Below are 14,814 nucleotides of genomic sequence, written 5' to 3'. Positions count from 1 at the left end.
GGAACGCGCCATGCGAACGCGATCGACGCCCAGTACGCGGCGAACCCGCACACAACGACGACGGCGATCGCGATCCGCCGCCACGTGGTTGCCATGGTTCACGGTAAGGCCCCAGCCTCGCGATAGGTACCCCCACCGAGAAGCGCGTTCGCCGCGATTCCTACCGACCCCCATCGCCTCACGGCACTCGGTTCTCACCTGCGGCAGAGATCCTCGCCGCGACCTCGTCCACGTACCTGTTCGACGGACCCGACAGCGACCGGAAACCAGTCCGGGCCAGTTCCAACTCGATGACCGAACCATCTGGTGAGCGAAGGGTGAGCGAGGGCACGGTGATCCATGGCGACAGGAAGTGCTCGCGCTGCACCGTCACCGCATCCGAAATGGTGACGATCTCTGGAAGCTCACCATCTGCAGTCTGGATCTCAGCTGTCCCCTCGGCCATCTGTATCCAACCAGCGCCGATACGGTGTTCGCGGCCTGTTGACGCGTCGAATGCGAGTCCCCGCGTGAACAGACAGACGACCTGAGCGCCGCGGGCATCGGCTTGCCGTGCAAGAGCGCGATGGCGCGTCGCCATGACCAGGGCGAGCGCGGCCGGCATCGAAATCGCCAAAGCGATCCATCCGACGACGACCCCCGGAGAAGCCCCGACTCGTGCGTTCACGATGGCTCCAGCGAGGGACACACTGACGACGATCACCGCCGCGAACGCGGCCGTTGCGGTTTTCCCGCGCGCGCGGGAAAACCGCAGGCCCGGGGCGGAAGTGTCAGTCATTGGGAAAGGGCTCTCGACGACGGCGAAACACCGACCGGCAGGTCGTCGATGTTCCGTCGATAATGCCGGCGATGGGAGTGGCTTGTCATTGTCGGAGGCCTTCAGGCACGCCGTTGCGCGCGGGTGTCAGCGGGAGAAGCCGTCGGCGGGGCAGGATGAAGCCAGAGCGTCGATCCGGTCGGCCAGCGCGCGCAGGCGGCTTCTGCCGTACGGGAACATGCTGCGGATCCCGTACCGGGTGGGGGCAGCCTCGAGCACGCTTCCGTCCGAGAACCAGACCGCCAGTTGCGTGTCGGTCAGAGCACCGCCCAGCACACACACCTCGGCGACGCCGGTGATGTCGCCGCGGAGCACGACCCGCGGCTCACCTGCGTCACGTAGCCAGACCTTCATGGAGTCATCCCCCAGCCACAACCATCCGCCACTGACGCCGTGATCGGGCTGCGCGATTAGATTCTTCGGCCCCAAATGCCTCGATATCGCGGCAGCCGACAGAAGGTACACACTTCCGCCGTCTCGTTTCAACTGCGCCTCGGCGGCAACCTTTAACCCGCGGTAGCGCAGGACAACAACGGACAGAATGACCGCGACGACCAGGAAACCGAACGGGAGCATTATCCACCGCGCAGGGTCAGCGGCTGAGAGCGGCACGAACACGATGCCGAACGACAGGAACGTCATAATGAGGAACCCGCACACGTACAGGGCGCCCATGAACCGGAACTGCGGAGGCAGGACCGACGCCGCGACTCGGACAGACCGGGGCATCGTCTCTCCCAAAAGTTCAATCTGAACACCGTGCGCGGCGACTCGTCCGGCCATTGCATTGTGGCGGACACACCGCACCATCCGGGAACCTCGCGGCGCAATCTGGGCGAGTTGTGCTCACATTCAGGTCAACGCGAACGACGACGAAGGGATGAAGCTGGCAACACCCCCCGTACTCAGGGGCAGCCACGGCAGCATCCGAGCGGGAGCCGGACAAAGAGTCGTCCCGCAGCCGTAGCGGCGTCCGCCGTCCTCTTGGCACCAGCTTTCATGCGGCAATGAGTCAGCAAGGAACATCGTCGACCGGCCCGGTTGGCGCGACCCATTGGCCATCCGCGAGTTGCTCTGGGGCGTCAATATTGAAGGTGGCCAAGTCATTGGCCGTGCCGGGGGCCACCTGGTCCGCGTCTAAGAAGATTACGAGCGGATAATTGTCGAGCGGGATGGAACCTGACGTGTGGTACTCGAGCCCGATCGGCGGTTCGCGCGTCGTGAACTCCTGCTCCGTTCCGAATCGGAACAGCCCCTCTCCCTGAGCTGCCGTGAAGTACTCCTTGTCATCATCGACTACGGCCCGATAGATGATCTCCAGCGATTGGAACTCTGGGGTCGTCTCCCCGCACCAGCGGAACACGACGTCCCCGTTGCGCTCTGTGAGAAAGACCGGCGCCGAGTTGGGCCTCGAAGGAAAGACCAATGCACACCCAGTGAGACCAATCAAGGTCACCGCTCCGACAACAGCGGCCACGAAGCGCTGACAGCGCGCTCTCCGGTCGTTCAGCATCACTAGCCCCAAAACTGAAGTCCGCGTCGACCTCGAAGTGGTTCGCGCTTGAAGAGTAGCGCGGCCACACCGGCTACTCGTGGTGGCGTCGGTCGCCATGACGAAGCCGCCGAGCGTGCCAACCGCGACCCCGCGACAAGCAAAGAACCTGGCGGAGCATCTTGCTCCGCCAGGTTCTCCTCTTTCCACGCATAAGGGCCCGGTATTTCGCATACCGGGCCCTGCTGTGCGCGAGGGGGGAGTTGAACCCCCACGCCCTTTCGGGCACTGGCACCTGAAGCCAGCGCGTCTGCCTATTCCGCCACTCGCGCGAGGCGCGGAACGGATCCCGCGCACTCAACTTCCCGAGGATATCACGGCCGACGGCTGCCACCGCAAAGCGCTCCCGCCGCACCACCGCGCAGAACTCAGGAGATTCCGCCGCCGCCCCGCCCCGACACCCCGGAAAACGTCGGATTCTCCTGAGTTCTGAACGGCGCAGCGGATGCGGCGGACGAGCTGAGGAGCGGCGACCCGACGCCATCCCGGCGCGCGCCCCCGCAGCCCCTCCCCCGGCCACCGCGCAGAACTCAGGAGATCCGGCCGCATCCGGCCGCCACAGCCCCCGAACCCCCGGAATCTCCTGAGTTCTGAACGGCGCAGCGGATGCGGCGGGGGCCTCGGGGGGCGGCGTCCATGGCCTCCCCAGTCGTCCTGACTACGATGTACCCACCGGTCTGCCTGCCTGAAGGAGTCTCGTGGGACTACTCGACAGTTTCGAGAAGGGTCTCGAACGCGCTGTCAACAGCGCCTTCGCGAAGACCTTCCGCAGCGGCATCCAGCCCGTGGAGATCGCGTCGGCGCTGCGCAGCGAACTCGACAAGCAGGCCGCTGTGGTCAGTCGCGACCGCATCCTGGCGCCCAACACATTCACCGTGCGCCTCTCGCCCGCCGACGACGAGCGGATGGCGCAGCTCGGCGCCGCCCTCGGCGATGAGCTCGACACCCTGGTGAAAGCCCACGCCCGCACGCAGGGCTATTCCTTCGCCGGTCCGGTCGGCATCACCCTGACGCGCGACGAGTCGCTCTCCACCGGCACGCTCCGGGTGGACTCGCAGACCGCCGCCGGCACCGTCTCTTGGCGCGGGGTCGTCGACATCGACGGAAAGCGCCATCCGCTCGAGAAGGCACGCACCGTGATCGGCCGCGGCAGCGACGCCGACATCACGATTCCGGATGCTGGCACCAGCCGCCGGCACGTGGAGATCCTGTGGGACGGCGAGCGCGCGATGGTGCGCGACCTGAAGTCCACCAACGGCACGCAGCTGAACGGCCAGAAGGTCTCCGAGGCACCGCTGCCACCCGATTCCACCGTCACGATCGGGCGCACCGACATCGTCTTCCGCGTCGTGCCGCAGGCCGCGCCCGCCCGTCCGCACAGCGCCGGCGCCGACGCCACGCGCGCGTTCGGCCTGCCCGAGAGGGGTCCCTCCGCGTGAGCGAACTCACCCTCCTGCTGCTGCGCATCGGATTCCTGCTGCTGCTGTGGTTCTTCGTCTTCGCCGTGGTCTATTCGCTGCGCGCCGACCTGTTCGGCGTGAAGGTGCGGAAGCTCCCCGAGCCCGCCGCGGCAGCGGCTCCGGCCGGCACAGCGGGGCCCGCCGGCGTCACCGAGCCGGTGGGCCGGCCGGCGTCGGCGCCGAAGGCGAGGGATGCCGCGCCCGGGGGTGCGGCGACCACCAGCACCGTCTCGCGCATCGTCATCACGAGCGGACCGAAGGCCGGTGTCGAGCTACCGCTGGGCACCGAGCCGCTCACGATCGGCCGCTCGAGCGAGTCGGCGCTGGTCATCCGCGACGACTACACCTCCAGCCACCACGCACGCCTCGTGCTGTGGGGCGACAAGTGGATGATCCAGGACCTGGATTCCACCAACGGCACCTTCCATGACGGCACCCGCGTGGCCGCTCCCGTCCCGATCAAGATCGGCGCACCCATCAAGGTGGGCGCGACGACCTTCGAGCTGCGGAAGTAAGCGCCGGATCCTCCATGGTCTTCCAGGGCTCGAGCGCCGCCATCTCGCACACCGGCAAGGTGCGCTCCAACAACCAGGACTCCGGGTACGCCGGCTCCAACCTCTTCGTCGTGGCCGACGGGATGGGCGGCCATGCGGGCGGGGATGTCGCCTCGAGTCTGGCGATCGCGCGCCTGGCGCTCCTGGACCAGCCGTTCTCCTCGACCGCCGAAGCCGAACTGGCGCTGCGCGACTCCATCGCCGACACCGCGACCGAGCTGATCGAAACCGTCGGCCGTCGCCCCGAGCTGGCCGGCATGGGAACGACCGTCAGCGCGCTGGTGATGGTGGACGACTACGCCGTCATCGCGCACATCGGCGACTCGCGCATCTACCTGTACCGCGAGGGCACGCTCACCCAGATCACGACCGACCACACGTTCGTCCAGCGCCTCGTGGACTCTGGCCGCATCACCCCCGAGGAGGCGCGCTACCACCCGCGCCGCTCGGTGCTCATGCGCGTGCTCGGCGACATGGACCCCGACCCCGAGGTCGACACGTTCATCATGCCCACGCAGCCGGGCGATCGGTGGCTGCTGTGCTCCGACGGACTGTCGGGCGTCCTGGATGATGCGCACACGGCCAAGGCGCTGAGCCAGGGCCTCGCCCCCGGCCGCACCGCCGATCTGCTGCTCAAGCACGCCCTCGACGGCGGCGCCCCCGACAACGTCACGATCGTGATCGTCGACGTCGGCGGGCAGCATCCGGTGTTCCTGGGCACACCCACGATCGTCGGCTCGGCGTCGAATCCCATCGGCGTCGAGGTGCCCGCCGCCCGTCCGGGGCGCAGCAGCTGGCTGCACCCGAACCGGCAGGCCGCCAACGAGCCGACCCACTTCGAGCCGGATGCGGAGTTCCTCGAGGAGCTCATCGAGGAGGACCGTCGACGGGCCCGCCGCCGGCGGATCGGGTGGATCGTCGGATTCGTCCTGGTCCTCGCCGCCATCGCCGCCTCACTGGCCGTCGCCTACAACTGGACGCAGACCCGCTACTACATCGGCGCCGACGACGACACCGTGGTCGTCTACCGCGGCGTCCAGCAGTCGATCGGCCCGATCCCGCTGTCCACCCCGCACGAAGACACCGGGATCGCCCTGGCCGACCTCCCCGACTTCGAGCGCGCCACCGTCGAGCGCACGATCTCGGCGCGTTCGCTCTCCGACGCCGAGCTCATCGTGGATCGCCTTCGCGACATGGCGGGAGCGGAGAACTGATGGCGACCGGAACGCCTCTCGCCCGCCCGTCCGCTCCGGCCGACGGCGTGAGCACCGACACCGCGGTCGTGCGGGCGCTGCGCCGCCTGCGCGTGCCGCAGACCCAGCGCAACCGCGAGCTGGCGCTGCTGCTGTTCGCCCTCGTGCTCAACCTCGCCGCCGTGACCCTGGTCGACCTGGGCACCGGCCGCACACCGGGAACCGATGTCGCCCTCTACGGCGGACTCCCCGTCGCCCTCGCGCTCGCCCTCCACGTCGTCCTGCGCCTGCGCGCGCGCGACGCCGACCCGTTCGTGCTCCCGATCGCGACGCTGCTGACGGGCCTGGGCATCGCGGAGATCTACCGCATCGACATCGCCCGCGACCACCTAGGGTGGGATGCCTCGTCCACGCGGCAGCTCGCCTGGTCGGCGCTCGCGATCGGCGGCGCGCTGGCCCTGGTCCTGCTGCTGCGCAACTACCGCGTGCTGTTCCGCTACACGTACCTGTTCGGCCTGGCCGGTGTCCTGCTGCTCCTGCTGCCGTTCGTCCCTGGGCTGGGCACCAACCAGAACGCCGACGTGTGGGTCTCGGTGGGTGGGCTGTTCCAGTTCCAGCCGGGCGAGCTGGCGAAGATCGCGCTGGCGATCTTCTTCGCCGGCTACCTCGTCCGCACGCGCGAGAGCCTCACCTCGGTGGGCACGCGCTTCCTGTGGATGACGTGGCCCCGCGCGCGCGAACTCGGTCCCCTGCTGGTGATCTGGCTCGTCTCGCTCGGCATCATCGTGCTGCAGCGAGACCTGGGAACAGGGCTGCTCCTGTTCGGCATGTTCGTGGCGATGCTGTACGTGGCCACCGGCAAGACGAGCTGGGTGCTCATCGGCGTCGTCCTCGCCGGCGGCGGCGCGTTCCTCGCGTCCCGCGTCCTGCCCTACGTCGGCGCGCGCTTCTCGAACTGGCTGGATGCGTTCAACCCCGACCTCATCAACGGCAGCAGCTACCAGCTCGTGCAGGGCATCTTCGGTCTCGCGCAGGGCGGCCTCATCGGCACGGGACTGGGCCAGGGGCGGCCGTACCTGACGCCGCTGTCGCAGAGCGACTACATCCTGCCGAGCCTCGGCGAGGAGCTGGGGCTGGTGGGGGTCTTCGCGATCCTGTGCCTGTACATGGTGTTCGCCAGCCGCGGCGTGCGGATCGGCCTCGCCGGCCAGGACGACTTCGGCAAGCTGCTGGCCACGGGGCTGTCGTTCACGATCGCCCTGCAGGTGTTCATCATGGTCGGCGGGGTCACGCGGCTCATCCCGCTGACCGGCCTGACCACCCCGTTCCTGACCGCGGGAGGGTCCTCGCTCATCTCCAACTGGCTCATCGTCGCCCTCCTGCTGCGCATCTCCGACGCTGTGCGCAGCCGTCCCCGGGTGGTGATCGGATGACGAAAGAGCTCCGCCGCCTCAGCATCCTCATGCTGGTGATGTTCCTGGCCCTGTTCGGGTCGACGAGCGTCATCCAGGTCGTGCAGGCCGACGATCTGGCCCGCAACCCGGCCAACACGCGCGCCCTGTACGACTCCTACGAGGTCCAGCGCGGATCGATCATCGCCGGCGGCACCGCCATCGCATCCTCGGTGCCCTCCGACGATGTCTACAGCTGGCAGCGCGTGTATGTCGATGCCGACATGTGGGCCCCCGTCACCGGCTACATCAACCCGGTGCTGGGTTCGGCCACCGGGCTCGAGCAGGCGATGACGCAGGCGCTCAGCGGCACCGCCGATTCGCAGTTCCTCTCGCGCCTCGATCGGATCGTGACCGGTCAGCCGCCGCGCGGGTCGAACGTGGAGACCTCCCTGGATCCGGTCGTCCAGCGCGCCGCCTTCGACGCCCTCGCCGGCCTGCAGGGAGCGGTCATCGCCATCGAGCCCGACACCGGACGCGTGCTGGCGATGGCCACGAGCCCCAGCTACGACACGAATACGCTCGCCTCCCACGACACCGAAGCCGTGGAGGCGGCGTACGAGGCGCTCCTGGACGACCCCGCCGATCCGCTCGCCAACCGCGCGATCGCGGGCGACCTCAACCCGCCGGGTTCGACGTTCAAGCTGGTCGTGGTCTCGGCCGCGCTGGCGTCGGGGGAGTACACGCCCGATTCGACGCTGCCCAACCCGGCGCTGTACCAGCTGCCGCAGTCATCCCGCACCGTGCGCAACGCCGGCGGCGGCACGTGCGGCCCCGGCGAAGAGGTCACGATCGCCGACGCCCTGCGACTGAGCTGCAACATCCCGATGGCCGAGCTCGCCGTGCGCCTGGGTGACGACGCGATCCGCGAGGAGGCGGAGAAGTACGGTTTCAACCGCGCCTTCGAGCTTCCGCTCACCTCGACGCCCTCGTCCTACCCCAGCGGACTGGATGACGCGCAGACCGCGCTGTCGGGCTTCGGTCAGGGCCGGGTCATCGCCACGCCGCTGCAGATGGCGATGGTGTCGGCGGGGGTGGCCAACGGTGGGATCGTGATGAATCCGCGGATGGTGGACGCCGTGATCGGACCGGACCTGACCGTCCAGGAGACCTTCGACAGCACGGAGTACGGCCGTGCGCTGGAGGAGCAGCTCGCCGACGAGCTGGCGGGCATGATGGTCGCCAATGTCCGTGAGGGTGCGGCCTCCGGTGCAAGAATAGACGGGGTGCAGGTGGCCGGTAAGACGGGCACCGCGGAGAACGGCGACCGCCCTTACACGCTCTGGTTCACCGGCTTCGCGCCGGCGGATGACCCACAGGTCGCCGTGGCGGTTGTGGTCGAAGCCGGCGGAGGACAAGGACAGTCGGGGAGCGGAGACACCATCGCCGCTCCCATCGCGAAGAAGGTCATGGAGGCGGTGCTGGGTAGATGAGACCGACACAGGGTGTGACCTTCGGCGGACGCTACGAACTCGAGTCGCGAGTCGCGATCGGGGGATGGGCGAGGTCTGGGAGGCGACCGATCACGTCATCGGACGGACGGTCGCGATCAAGATCCTCAAGGACGAGTACATGGGCGATCCGGGCTTCCTGGAGCGCTTCCGCGCCGAGGCCCGTCACGCCGCGCTCGTCAACCACGAGGGCATCGCGAGCGTCTTCGACTACGGCGAGGAGAACGGCAGCGCGTTCCTCGTGATGGAGCTCGTCCCGGGCGAGGCGCTCTCGACGATCCTCGAGCGCGAGGGCACGCTTTCCACCGACAAGACGCTCGACATCGTCGCGCAGACGGCCGCTGCCCTGCAGGCAGCCCACGCTGCCGGTCTCGTCCACCGTGACATCAAGCCGGGCAACCTGCTGATCACGCCCGACGGACGGGTCAAGATCACCGACTTCGGCATCGCGCGGATCGCCGACCAGGTCCCGCTCACCGCGACCGGTCAGGTGATGGGGACGGTGCAGTACCTCTCGCCGGAGCAGGCGTCGGGGCATCCCGCGTCACCCGCGACCGACACCTACTCGCTCGGCATCGTCGCGTACGAATGCCTCGCCGGCAAGCGCCCGTTCACCGGCGAATCGCAGGTCGCCATCGCGATGGCGCAGATCAACGAGCAGCCGCCGCCGCTTCCGTCCACCGTCCCCGAGCCGGTGCAGCGACTGGTCATGGCCATGATCGCCAAGAAGCCGGAGGAGCGCCCCGCGTCGGCCGCCGCCGTCTCCCGGGCCGCGTCGGCGCTGCGCCGAGGCGACCTCACCGCCGCCATCGCCGCCGTCCCGGCGGTCGGTGGGGCTGCCGCCGCCGACGATGTCACCCAGCTGCTCACCGCGGGCGGCGACACCGCCGCTGCCACGCGCCTGCTTCCCTCACCGACCCTGGCGACCACCACGCCGGCGCCGGAGGAGGACGCGGCTGAGAAGAAGCGCAAGCGCAGCCCGTGGACATGGCCGCTCATCGCCCTCATCGCCCTGCTCGTGCTCGTGCTCGGCGGCACGCTCATCGCGTTCTTCGTCAACCAGGGCGACCCGGCTCCGGAGGAATCGACCACCTCGAGCGCCCCCCGGTCACCGACGCCGAGAGACACGCCGACACCCGAACCCACGACCGTGACGGTGAGCCTCGAGTCACTCGGGCTGATCGGCATGAACTGCGATACGGCGGTGCAGACGGCCAACGACGCGGGCCTGCGGGCCACCCGCGCCGACGGCTCCGCGGCGCCCAGCGCGGAGCAGGTCGACACGGTGGAATCCACCGATCCCGCGCGCGGCAACCTCGAAGAGGGCCAGGCCCTGACGGTGACGTGCTTCGTCGAGCAGACGCAGATCCCGAGCCCCGGCAACGGCCCCACCGTGACCCCGAACCCCGCTCCCTCCGGGGGCACGGCGACAGTGTCGTGGGACGGGTTCACGTGCCCGAGCGGCACCGGCACCCTCAGCGGCTACACCGTGACCATCACGGGCGCGATCTTCGCCGCCGACGGCACCACCCAGCGCAGCTTCGGCGCCGGTGAGCTGTCCGCCGACATCCAGGTGCCCGCCACCGGGAACATCACGGCCAGCTATGTCGCGCTGTGCAGCGGCCAGGGCGGCCAGCGCGAGTCGGGGCCCTCGCCGACAACCCAGGTCTCGATCGCCGCGGCGCCGACCCCGGACCCGTCGCCGACGACCGACGAGGAATAAGCTGACCTTTGTTCCACCACCTGGGGAGTGCACCGTGACGACCGAGACGCGCGTGCTGTCCGGCCGCTACCGCATCGATGAGCTCATCGGCCGCGGCGGCATGGCCAGCGTGTACCGCGGGTACGACGTCACCCTCGGCCGGGCCGTGGCGATCAAGATCCTCCGCCGCGAACTGGCGGAGGATGCCGCCTTCCGCACCCGCTTCCGGCTGGAGGCCCAGGCCGCCTCACGCATGGCGCACCCCGCGATCGTGCGCGTCTTCGACGCGGGCGAGGACTCCGAGGTGGGCACGGACGGCGCGCAGCATCCGGTGCCCTACATCGTCATGGAGCTCGTCCACGGCAAGCTGCTGAAGGACGTCATCTCCGAGGGTCCCGTACCCATCGACGACGCGCGCCGCTATGTCGACGGCATCCTGGAGGCGCTGGAGTTCTCCCACCGCGCCGGCGTCGTGCACCGCGACATCAAGCCCGGCAATGTCATGGTCACCGACACCGGCCAGGTGAAGGTGATGGACTTCGGCATCGCCCGCGCCGTGTCGGACTCGTCATCCACCGTCGCCGAGACCACCACGATCCTCGGCACCGCGTCGTACTTCTCGCCCGAGCAGGCCAAGGGCGAGCCCGTCGATGCCCGCGCCGACCTGTACTCCACCGGCGTGGTGCTCTACGAGCTGCTCACCGGCCGCCCGCCCTTCCGTGGCGAGTCGCCGGTGGCGGTGGCGTATCAGCACGTCAGCGAGGCGCCGGTGCCGCCGTCGGAGATCACCGACACCGTGCCCCGCGCAATGGACGCCATCGTGCTGCGCGCACTGGCGAAGGATCCGTTCCAGCGGTTCCCGGATGCGGCGAGCTTCCGTGCCGCGCTGGATGCGACCGTGCACGGCAAGGAGCCCAGCAAGAAGCAGCTGGGCGCCCTGACGAGCGAGCTGTACGGGCCCAATCCGCGGCACGCGGCCGAGACGGCGCGGTCGCTGCGGCAGCTGAGCACCGACACCACGATGCGGCGCACGCAGTCCGGACCTCCGGTGGCGTGGATCTGGGCGGGAATCGCCCTGCTGGCCGTGCTCCTGGTCTCGGTGCTGATCTGGACCATGTCGATCCGGCCGGCCACCGAGGTGCCCGGCAACGCGCGCATCGTGCCCGACGTGTCCGACGTCGCGTGGGAGCGGGCCGAGGAGCTCCTGCTCGCCGAGGACCTGGTGCCGATCCGGGAGGACGAACCGAGCACGACGGTCGCCGAGGGCAACGTCATCCGCACCGACCCGGCCGCCGGCATCTCGGTGGGCCGCAGGGACGAGGTCAGGGTCTATGTCTCGCGCGGCGAGGAGACGGCGACGGTCCCCACGCTCACCGGACTTCCCGAGGAGTCGGCGCGGCAGGCGATCACCGACGCCGGCCTGACCGTCGGCGCGATCCGTCAGCGCAACGACCCGAGCGCTGCGGGCGGGACGGTGCTCGAGACGGATCAGGCCGAAGGAGCCACCGTGCCGCTGGGCACGACGGTGAACCTGGTGGTCTCCACCGGCCGCGTCGTCATCGTGGATTACGCCGGGTACCCCCTGGATGCGGCGACCCGCGAGCTGCAGAGCCCCGAGATCCAGCTGACCGTCATCACCGAGGAGGATCCCGCGTGCCCCGCAGCGGCGACGCCGACGGTGTCGCGTCAGTCCATCGGACCGGGTGAGGTGCCGATCCACTCCGAGATCGTCCTCACGGTGTGCACGGGGCCGTGACCGCCCCTCGCGGGTGCAGACGGCGTCCGCGTTCGTCGGCTCCGGCCAGGCCCGCCGAGGCCAGCCAATTGCCCAGGAGCCGGTGACCGCCCTCGGTGAGGATGCTCTCGGGGTGGAACTGCACACCCTGGATGGGCGCACTGCGGTGGGCGACACCCATGATGACGCCCGACTCGGTGACGGCGGTGACCGCCAGCTCCGGGGGCAGCGACTCCGGCACGATCGTGAGGGAGTGATAGCGCGTGGCGACCATGGGGCGGGCCAGGCCCCGGAACAGGCCGGTCGCGTCGTGGTCGACGAGGGAGGTGAGGCCGTGCATGAGCTCGGGTGCGTGGTCGACAGTGGCTCCGAAGGCGACGCCGATCGCCTGGTGACCCAGACAGACGCCCAGCAGCGGCACGCCGCCGTCCGCCGCCGCGCGCACGATGTCGATGGACGCACCCGCATGCTCGGGGTCGCCCGGTCCGGGAGACACCAGCACCGCCTCCGCATCCGCGATGACGGACGCCGCGTCGTCCGGGCGCACCGCGTCGGCCTCGATGAGCGTGACCTCCGCGCCCAATTGCCGGATGTAGCCGGCGAGGGTGTGCACGAAGCTGTCGTGGTTGTCCACCACGACCACGCGGAAGCCGCTCACTGGACCGTGACGTCCTGCGGATTGACGAACTGGCTGACCCAGGGGAACACCCACGTGAACAGCCCATACACGATCGCGGTCGCCAGCACGAGCAGGATCAGCACGCGCACCCACCACGGCCCGGGGAGAACTCGCCACAGCGCGGCGTACATCAGCTCAGGGCCTCGGTCAGCGCGGGCGGTACCGCGTCCCCGCTGCGGGGCATGAACGACTCGAACAGGCCGTAGCCCACGATCCGCTCGGCCATGGAGTTCATCGGACTGCAGCTGGTCAAGGTGATGTACCGCTCTCCCGCAGGGACTTCGGGCTGCTGCGGGACATCCAGCAGCACGTCCACCGCGTCGGGTGTGACGTACTCCAGCGTACGGAAGCGGTAGGTGTACCAGCCCTCCTTCGTCTCCACCACGATGGCATCGCCCAGCCGCAGGTCCGCGATGCGGTTGAAGGGCTTGCCGAAGGTGGTGCGGTGGGCGGCGAGGGCGAAGTTTCCCACCTCTCCCGGCATCGCGGTGTCGGGGTAGTGGCCGATGCCGATCGGGTCGAGCGTGCGGGGGCGACTCACGCCTCCCGCGATCGGCATGGCGTAATCCGCGCCGAAGCGGGGGATGTGCATGACCCCGAAGATCTCGGCATCACCGGGCTGGGGGAGGATCACCGGCTCGATCGCCGCCGGATCGGCCGGGGTGACGGACTCCTCGGGTGCCGGGTCCTCGGTGGGGACGGCCGGTCCCACCTCCTGCTGCCACTGCTCGGACAGCTCGACGCCGGCCCGGTTCTTCTCCGCCGCGTAGATCACGTCGCCGATCCACAGCTGCCACGCGACGTACAGCAGCACCACCGCACCGACGGTGATGAGCACCTCGCCGAGGATGCCGACGATGGAGACGCGTCGCCTCGGCCGCGTGCGTCGCGCACGCCGGGCCACCACCGTCTCGCTCTCCGCCACGGTGCGATCTTAGAGCCGCGGGCTATGCGGCGGCTGCCAGCTAGACTGTGGGCATGGCACGAACTGGCAGCGGCGAAGACCCGATCGCCCAGCGCAGCGAAGGTGCTGCGGCACCCAATCCGGTGTGGTTCAAGCCGGTGATGCTGGGGCTCATGGTGATCGGCTTGATCTGGGTGCTCGTCTTCTATCTGAGCGGCACCAATTACCCGATCCCGGGCATCGGCGCGTGGAACCTCGCGATCGGCTTCGGCATCGCGTTCATCGGCTTCCTGATGACCACCCGCTGGCGCTAATTACACACGTGTGATTTTGTCCCCATGTGTGGATAGACCTGTGGATAACCCCGGCGCTGCTTACGCGTAGAGGACCGGCGGAAGGGCGAGGAGCCCGACCAGCAGCGCCGACAGCGCGACCAGCAGGCCCACCCTCAACCGCGCCTGCCGCACTGCGCGCGTGCGCGCATAGATCAGCCCGACGGCGGCTCCGACGATCAGCCCGCCCAGGTGCGACTGCCACGAGATCTGGATCGCCGAGAGGGCGCCCGCGAACGAACCGGTTCCGGCGGCGGAGATGAGCGCCAGGACGAACGGCAACGCGAAGTTCACCCCGATCAGGATCGCGATCACGCGGATATTGGCGCCCAGATGCCGCCCGATCACCAGCAGGGCGCCGAACAGACCGAAGATCGCCCCGGAGGCCCCGACCACGGGCACGTTCGGCGCCAGCAGCGCGACGGCGACCGAGCCGCCCGCTGCGCTGAGCACGTACAGCAGGAGGAACCGCGCGGCGCCCAGGAGCGGCTCGAGGCTGCGTCCGATGAACCACAGCGCCAGCATGTTCAGACCCACGTGCCAGAACCCGCTGTGGACCAGGGCGACGGTCAGGACGCGCCACGGCTGGAAGACACCGCTGATCTGTGGATAGATCGCGGGGGCGTAGAACGACAGGTACCCCTCGACGACCCGGCCGATCCCGGGGATCAGGGTCACCACGAACACCAGCGCAGTGACGGCGATGATCGAGTACGTCACCGTAGGACGGCCGCTCGTCGCGGTCATCGCGGCCGGACGCGACCAGCGCCGCTCCGCCTTGCGCTGCGCCGGCGTCGCCGCCGCACGCTGCTCGGCCAAGCACTCCGGGCAGATGACCCCGACGGCGGCCTGCGTCTGACACTCCGGGCAGATCGTGCGCAGGCACCGCTGACACAGGACGAAACTCTGCCGATCGGGATGCCGATAGCAGAAGTTGTCGCGGTTGCGGTGGAACTCGTCCGTGGTCACCGCCGGGGTCCTCGG

General features: G+C 69.2%; 14 protein-coding genes, 1 tRNA gene and 1 pseudogene. 8 read left to right on the top strand and 8 right to left on the bottom strand.

Translation table 11 applies throughout. The features are described from left to right. Positions 1-178: 178 nt before the first annotated feature. The 4 genes from F6J85_RS00195 to F6J85_RS00180 all read right to left on the bottom strand — a co-directional run bounded on the left by F6J85_RS00195 (position 179) and on the right by F6J85_RS00180 (position 2,641). Positions 179-778, bottom strand: coding sequence for a hypothetical protein (locus F6J85_RS00195; RefSeq protein WP_150923337.1), 600 nt, complete (start codon positions 776-778; stop codon positions 179-181). 126 nt (positions 779-904) lie between these two features. Then, positions 905-1,492 (bottom strand): hypothetical protein, encoded by a 588-nt coding sequence (locus F6J85_RS00190; RefSeq protein ID WP_150923336.1) that lies wholly within the window; start codon positions 1,490-1,492, stop codon positions 905-907. Positions 1,493-1,829: 337 nt separating this feature from the next. Beyond that, positions 1,830-2,330, bottom strand: a complete 501-nt coding sequence (locus tag F6J85_RS00185) for a hypothetical protein (RefSeq protein ID WP_150923335.1) — start codon at positions 2,328-2,330, stop codon at positions 1,830-1,832. Between the two features lie 227 nt (positions 2,331-2,557). Continuing rightward, positions 2,558-2,641 (bottom strand) — tRNA-Leu (locus F6J85_RS00180). Between the two features lie 426 nt (positions 2,642-3,067). On the opposite strand from F6J85_RS00180, the gene F6J85_RS00175 reads away from it, so the two are divergent. The 7 genes and pseudogenes from F6J85_RS00175 (at position 3,068) to pknB (ending at position 11,936) form a co-directional block, all read left to right on the top strand. After that, positions 3,068-3,808: an FhaA domain-containing protein gene (locus F6J85_RS00175; RefSeq protein WP_150920217.1), complete on the top strand. Its 741-nt coding sequence runs from the start codon at positions 3,068-3,070 to the stop codon at positions 3,806-3,808. Further along, positions 3,805-4,344 carry an FHA domain-containing protein FhaB/FipA gene (locus F6J85_RS00170; protein ID WP_150923334.1) on the top strand — a complete coding sequence of 180 codons (540 nt, stop codon included), beginning with the start codon at positions 3,805-3,807 and terminating at the stop codon, positions 4,342-4,344. Before F6J85_RS00175 ends, F6J85_RS00170 begins: the two co-directional genes overlap by 4 nt. A 14-nt stretch (positions 4,345-4,358) precedes the next feature. Continuing rightward, a complete protein-coding gene (locus tag F6J85_RS00165) occupies positions 4,359-5,597 on the top strand; it encodes a PP2C family protein-serine/threonine phosphatase (protein WP_150923333.1) in 1,239 nt (412 codons plus the stop codon). Next, on the top strand, positions 5,597-7,009 hold the full coding sequence (locus tag F6J85_RS00160) for an FtsW/RodA/SpoVE family cell cycle protein (RefSeq protein WP_150920220.1): 1,413 nt from the start codon (positions 5,597-5,599) through the stop codon (positions 7,007-7,009). The genes F6J85_RS00165 and F6J85_RS00160 overlap by 1 nt, the downstream gene beginning before the upstream one ends. Beyond that, on the top strand, positions 7,006-8,460 hold the full coding sequence (locus tag F6J85_RS00155) for a peptidoglycan D,D-transpeptidase FtsI family protein (RefSeq protein ID WP_150923332.1): 1,455 nt from the start codon (positions 7,006-7,008) through the stop codon (positions 8,458-8,460). The genes F6J85_RS00160 and F6J85_RS00155 overlap by 4 nt, the downstream gene beginning before the upstream one ends. Then, positions 8,457-10,201, top strand: a pseudogene (locus tag F6J85_RS00150) (serine/threonine-protein kinase). The gene F6J85_RS00155 and the pseudogene F6J85_RS00150 overlap by 4 nt, the downstream one beginning before the upstream one ends. 34 nt (positions 10,202-10,235) lie before the next feature. Next, positions 10,236-11,936 carry a Stk1 family PASTA domain-containing Ser/Thr kinase gene (gene pknB, locus F6J85_RS00145; protein ID WP_150923331.1) on the top strand — a complete coding sequence of 567 codons (1,701 nt, stop codon included), beginning with the start codon at positions 10,236-10,238 and terminating at the stop codon, positions 11,934-11,936. Here the strand turns inward: pknB and F6J85_RS00140 are convergent. From F6J85_RS00140 to F6J85_RS00135, 3 genes are read right to left on the bottom strand one after another with little or no spacing between them, the layout of a single operon-like run. After that, positions 11,914-12,573, bottom strand: coding sequence for an anthranilate synthase component II (locus F6J85_RS00140; protein WP_150923330.1), 660 nt, complete (start codon positions 12,571-12,573; stop codon positions 11,914-11,916). The genes pknB and F6J85_RS00140 overlap by 23 nt on opposite strands. Beyond that, complete coding sequence (locus F6J85_RS17590) at positions 12,570-12,725, bottom strand: hypothetical protein (RefSeq protein WP_191906685.1); 156 nt, start codon at positions 12,723-12,725, stop codon at positions 12,570-12,572. Before F6J85_RS17590 ends, F6J85_RS00140 begins: the two co-directional genes overlap by 4 nt. After that, positions 12,725-13,519 carry a class E sortase gene (locus F6J85_RS00135; protein ID WP_150923329.1) on the bottom strand — a complete coding sequence of 265 codons (795 nt, stop codon included), beginning with the start codon at positions 13,517-13,519 and terminating at the stop codon, positions 12,725-12,727. The genes F6J85_RS17590 and F6J85_RS00135 overlap by 1 nt, the downstream gene beginning before the upstream one ends. 53 nt (positions 13,520-13,572) lie before the next feature. Here F6J85_RS00135 and F6J85_RS00130 point away from each other — a divergent pair, with 53 nt between their 5' ends. Further along, positions 13,573-13,812, top strand: a complete 240-nt coding sequence (locus F6J85_RS00130) for a cell division protein CrgA (protein WP_150920226.1) — start codon at positions 13,573-13,575, stop codon at positions 13,810-13,812. 60 nt (positions 13,813-13,872) lie between these two features. Here F6J85_RS00130 and F6J85_RS00125 read toward each other — a convergent pair whose 3' ends face one another. Continuing rightward, complete coding sequence (locus F6J85_RS00125; protein ID WP_150923328.1) at positions 13,873-14,799, bottom strand: rhomboid family intramembrane serine protease; 927 nt, start codon at positions 14,797-14,799, stop codon at positions 13,873-13,875. Positions 14,800-14,814: the final 15 nt, after the last annotated feature.

Origin of the sequence: Microbacterium lushaniae (assembly GCF_008727775.1) — a bacterium.
In the GTDB taxonomy this organism is placed as follows: Bacteria; Actinomycetota; Actinomycetes; order Actinomycetales; family Microbacteriaceae; genus Microbacterium; species Microbacterium lushaniae.
This window is presented reverse-complemented; position numbering and strand designations above follow the sequence as displayed.

Coding starts and splice junctions, on each gene's coding strand:
- F6J85_RS00195 (WP_150923337.1), bottom strand. CDS start 778: ATGACTGACACTTCCGCCCCGGGCCTGCGGTTTTCCCGCGCGCGCGGG.
- F6J85_RS00190 (WP_150923336.1), bottom strand. CDS start 1,492: ATGGGCGCCCTGTACGTGTGCGGGTTCCTCATTATGACGTTCCTGTCG.
- F6J85_RS00185 (WP_150923335.1), bottom strand. CDS start 2,330: ATGCTGAACGACCGGAGAGCGCGCTGTCAGCGCTTCGTGGCCGCTGTT.
- F6J85_RS00165 (WP_150923333.1), top strand. CDS start 4,359: ATGGTCTTCCAGGGCTCGAGCGCCGCCATCTCGCACACCGGCAAGGTG.
- F6J85_RS00160 (WP_150920220.1), top strand. CDS start 5,597: ATGGCGACCGGAACGCCTCTCGCCCGCCCGTCCGCTCCGGCCGACGGC.
- F6J85_RS00155 (WP_150923332.1), top strand. CDS start 7,006: ATGACGAAAGAGCTCCGCCGCCTCAGCATCCTCATGCTGGTGATGTTC.
- F6J85_RS17590 (WP_191906685.1), bottom strand. CDS start 12,725: ATGTACGCCGCGCTGTGGCGAGTTCTCCCCGGGCCGTGGTGGGTGCGC.
- F6J85_RS00130 (WP_150920226.1), top strand. CDS start 13,573: ATGGCACGAACTGGCAGCGGCGAAGACCCGATCGCCCAGCGCAGCGAA.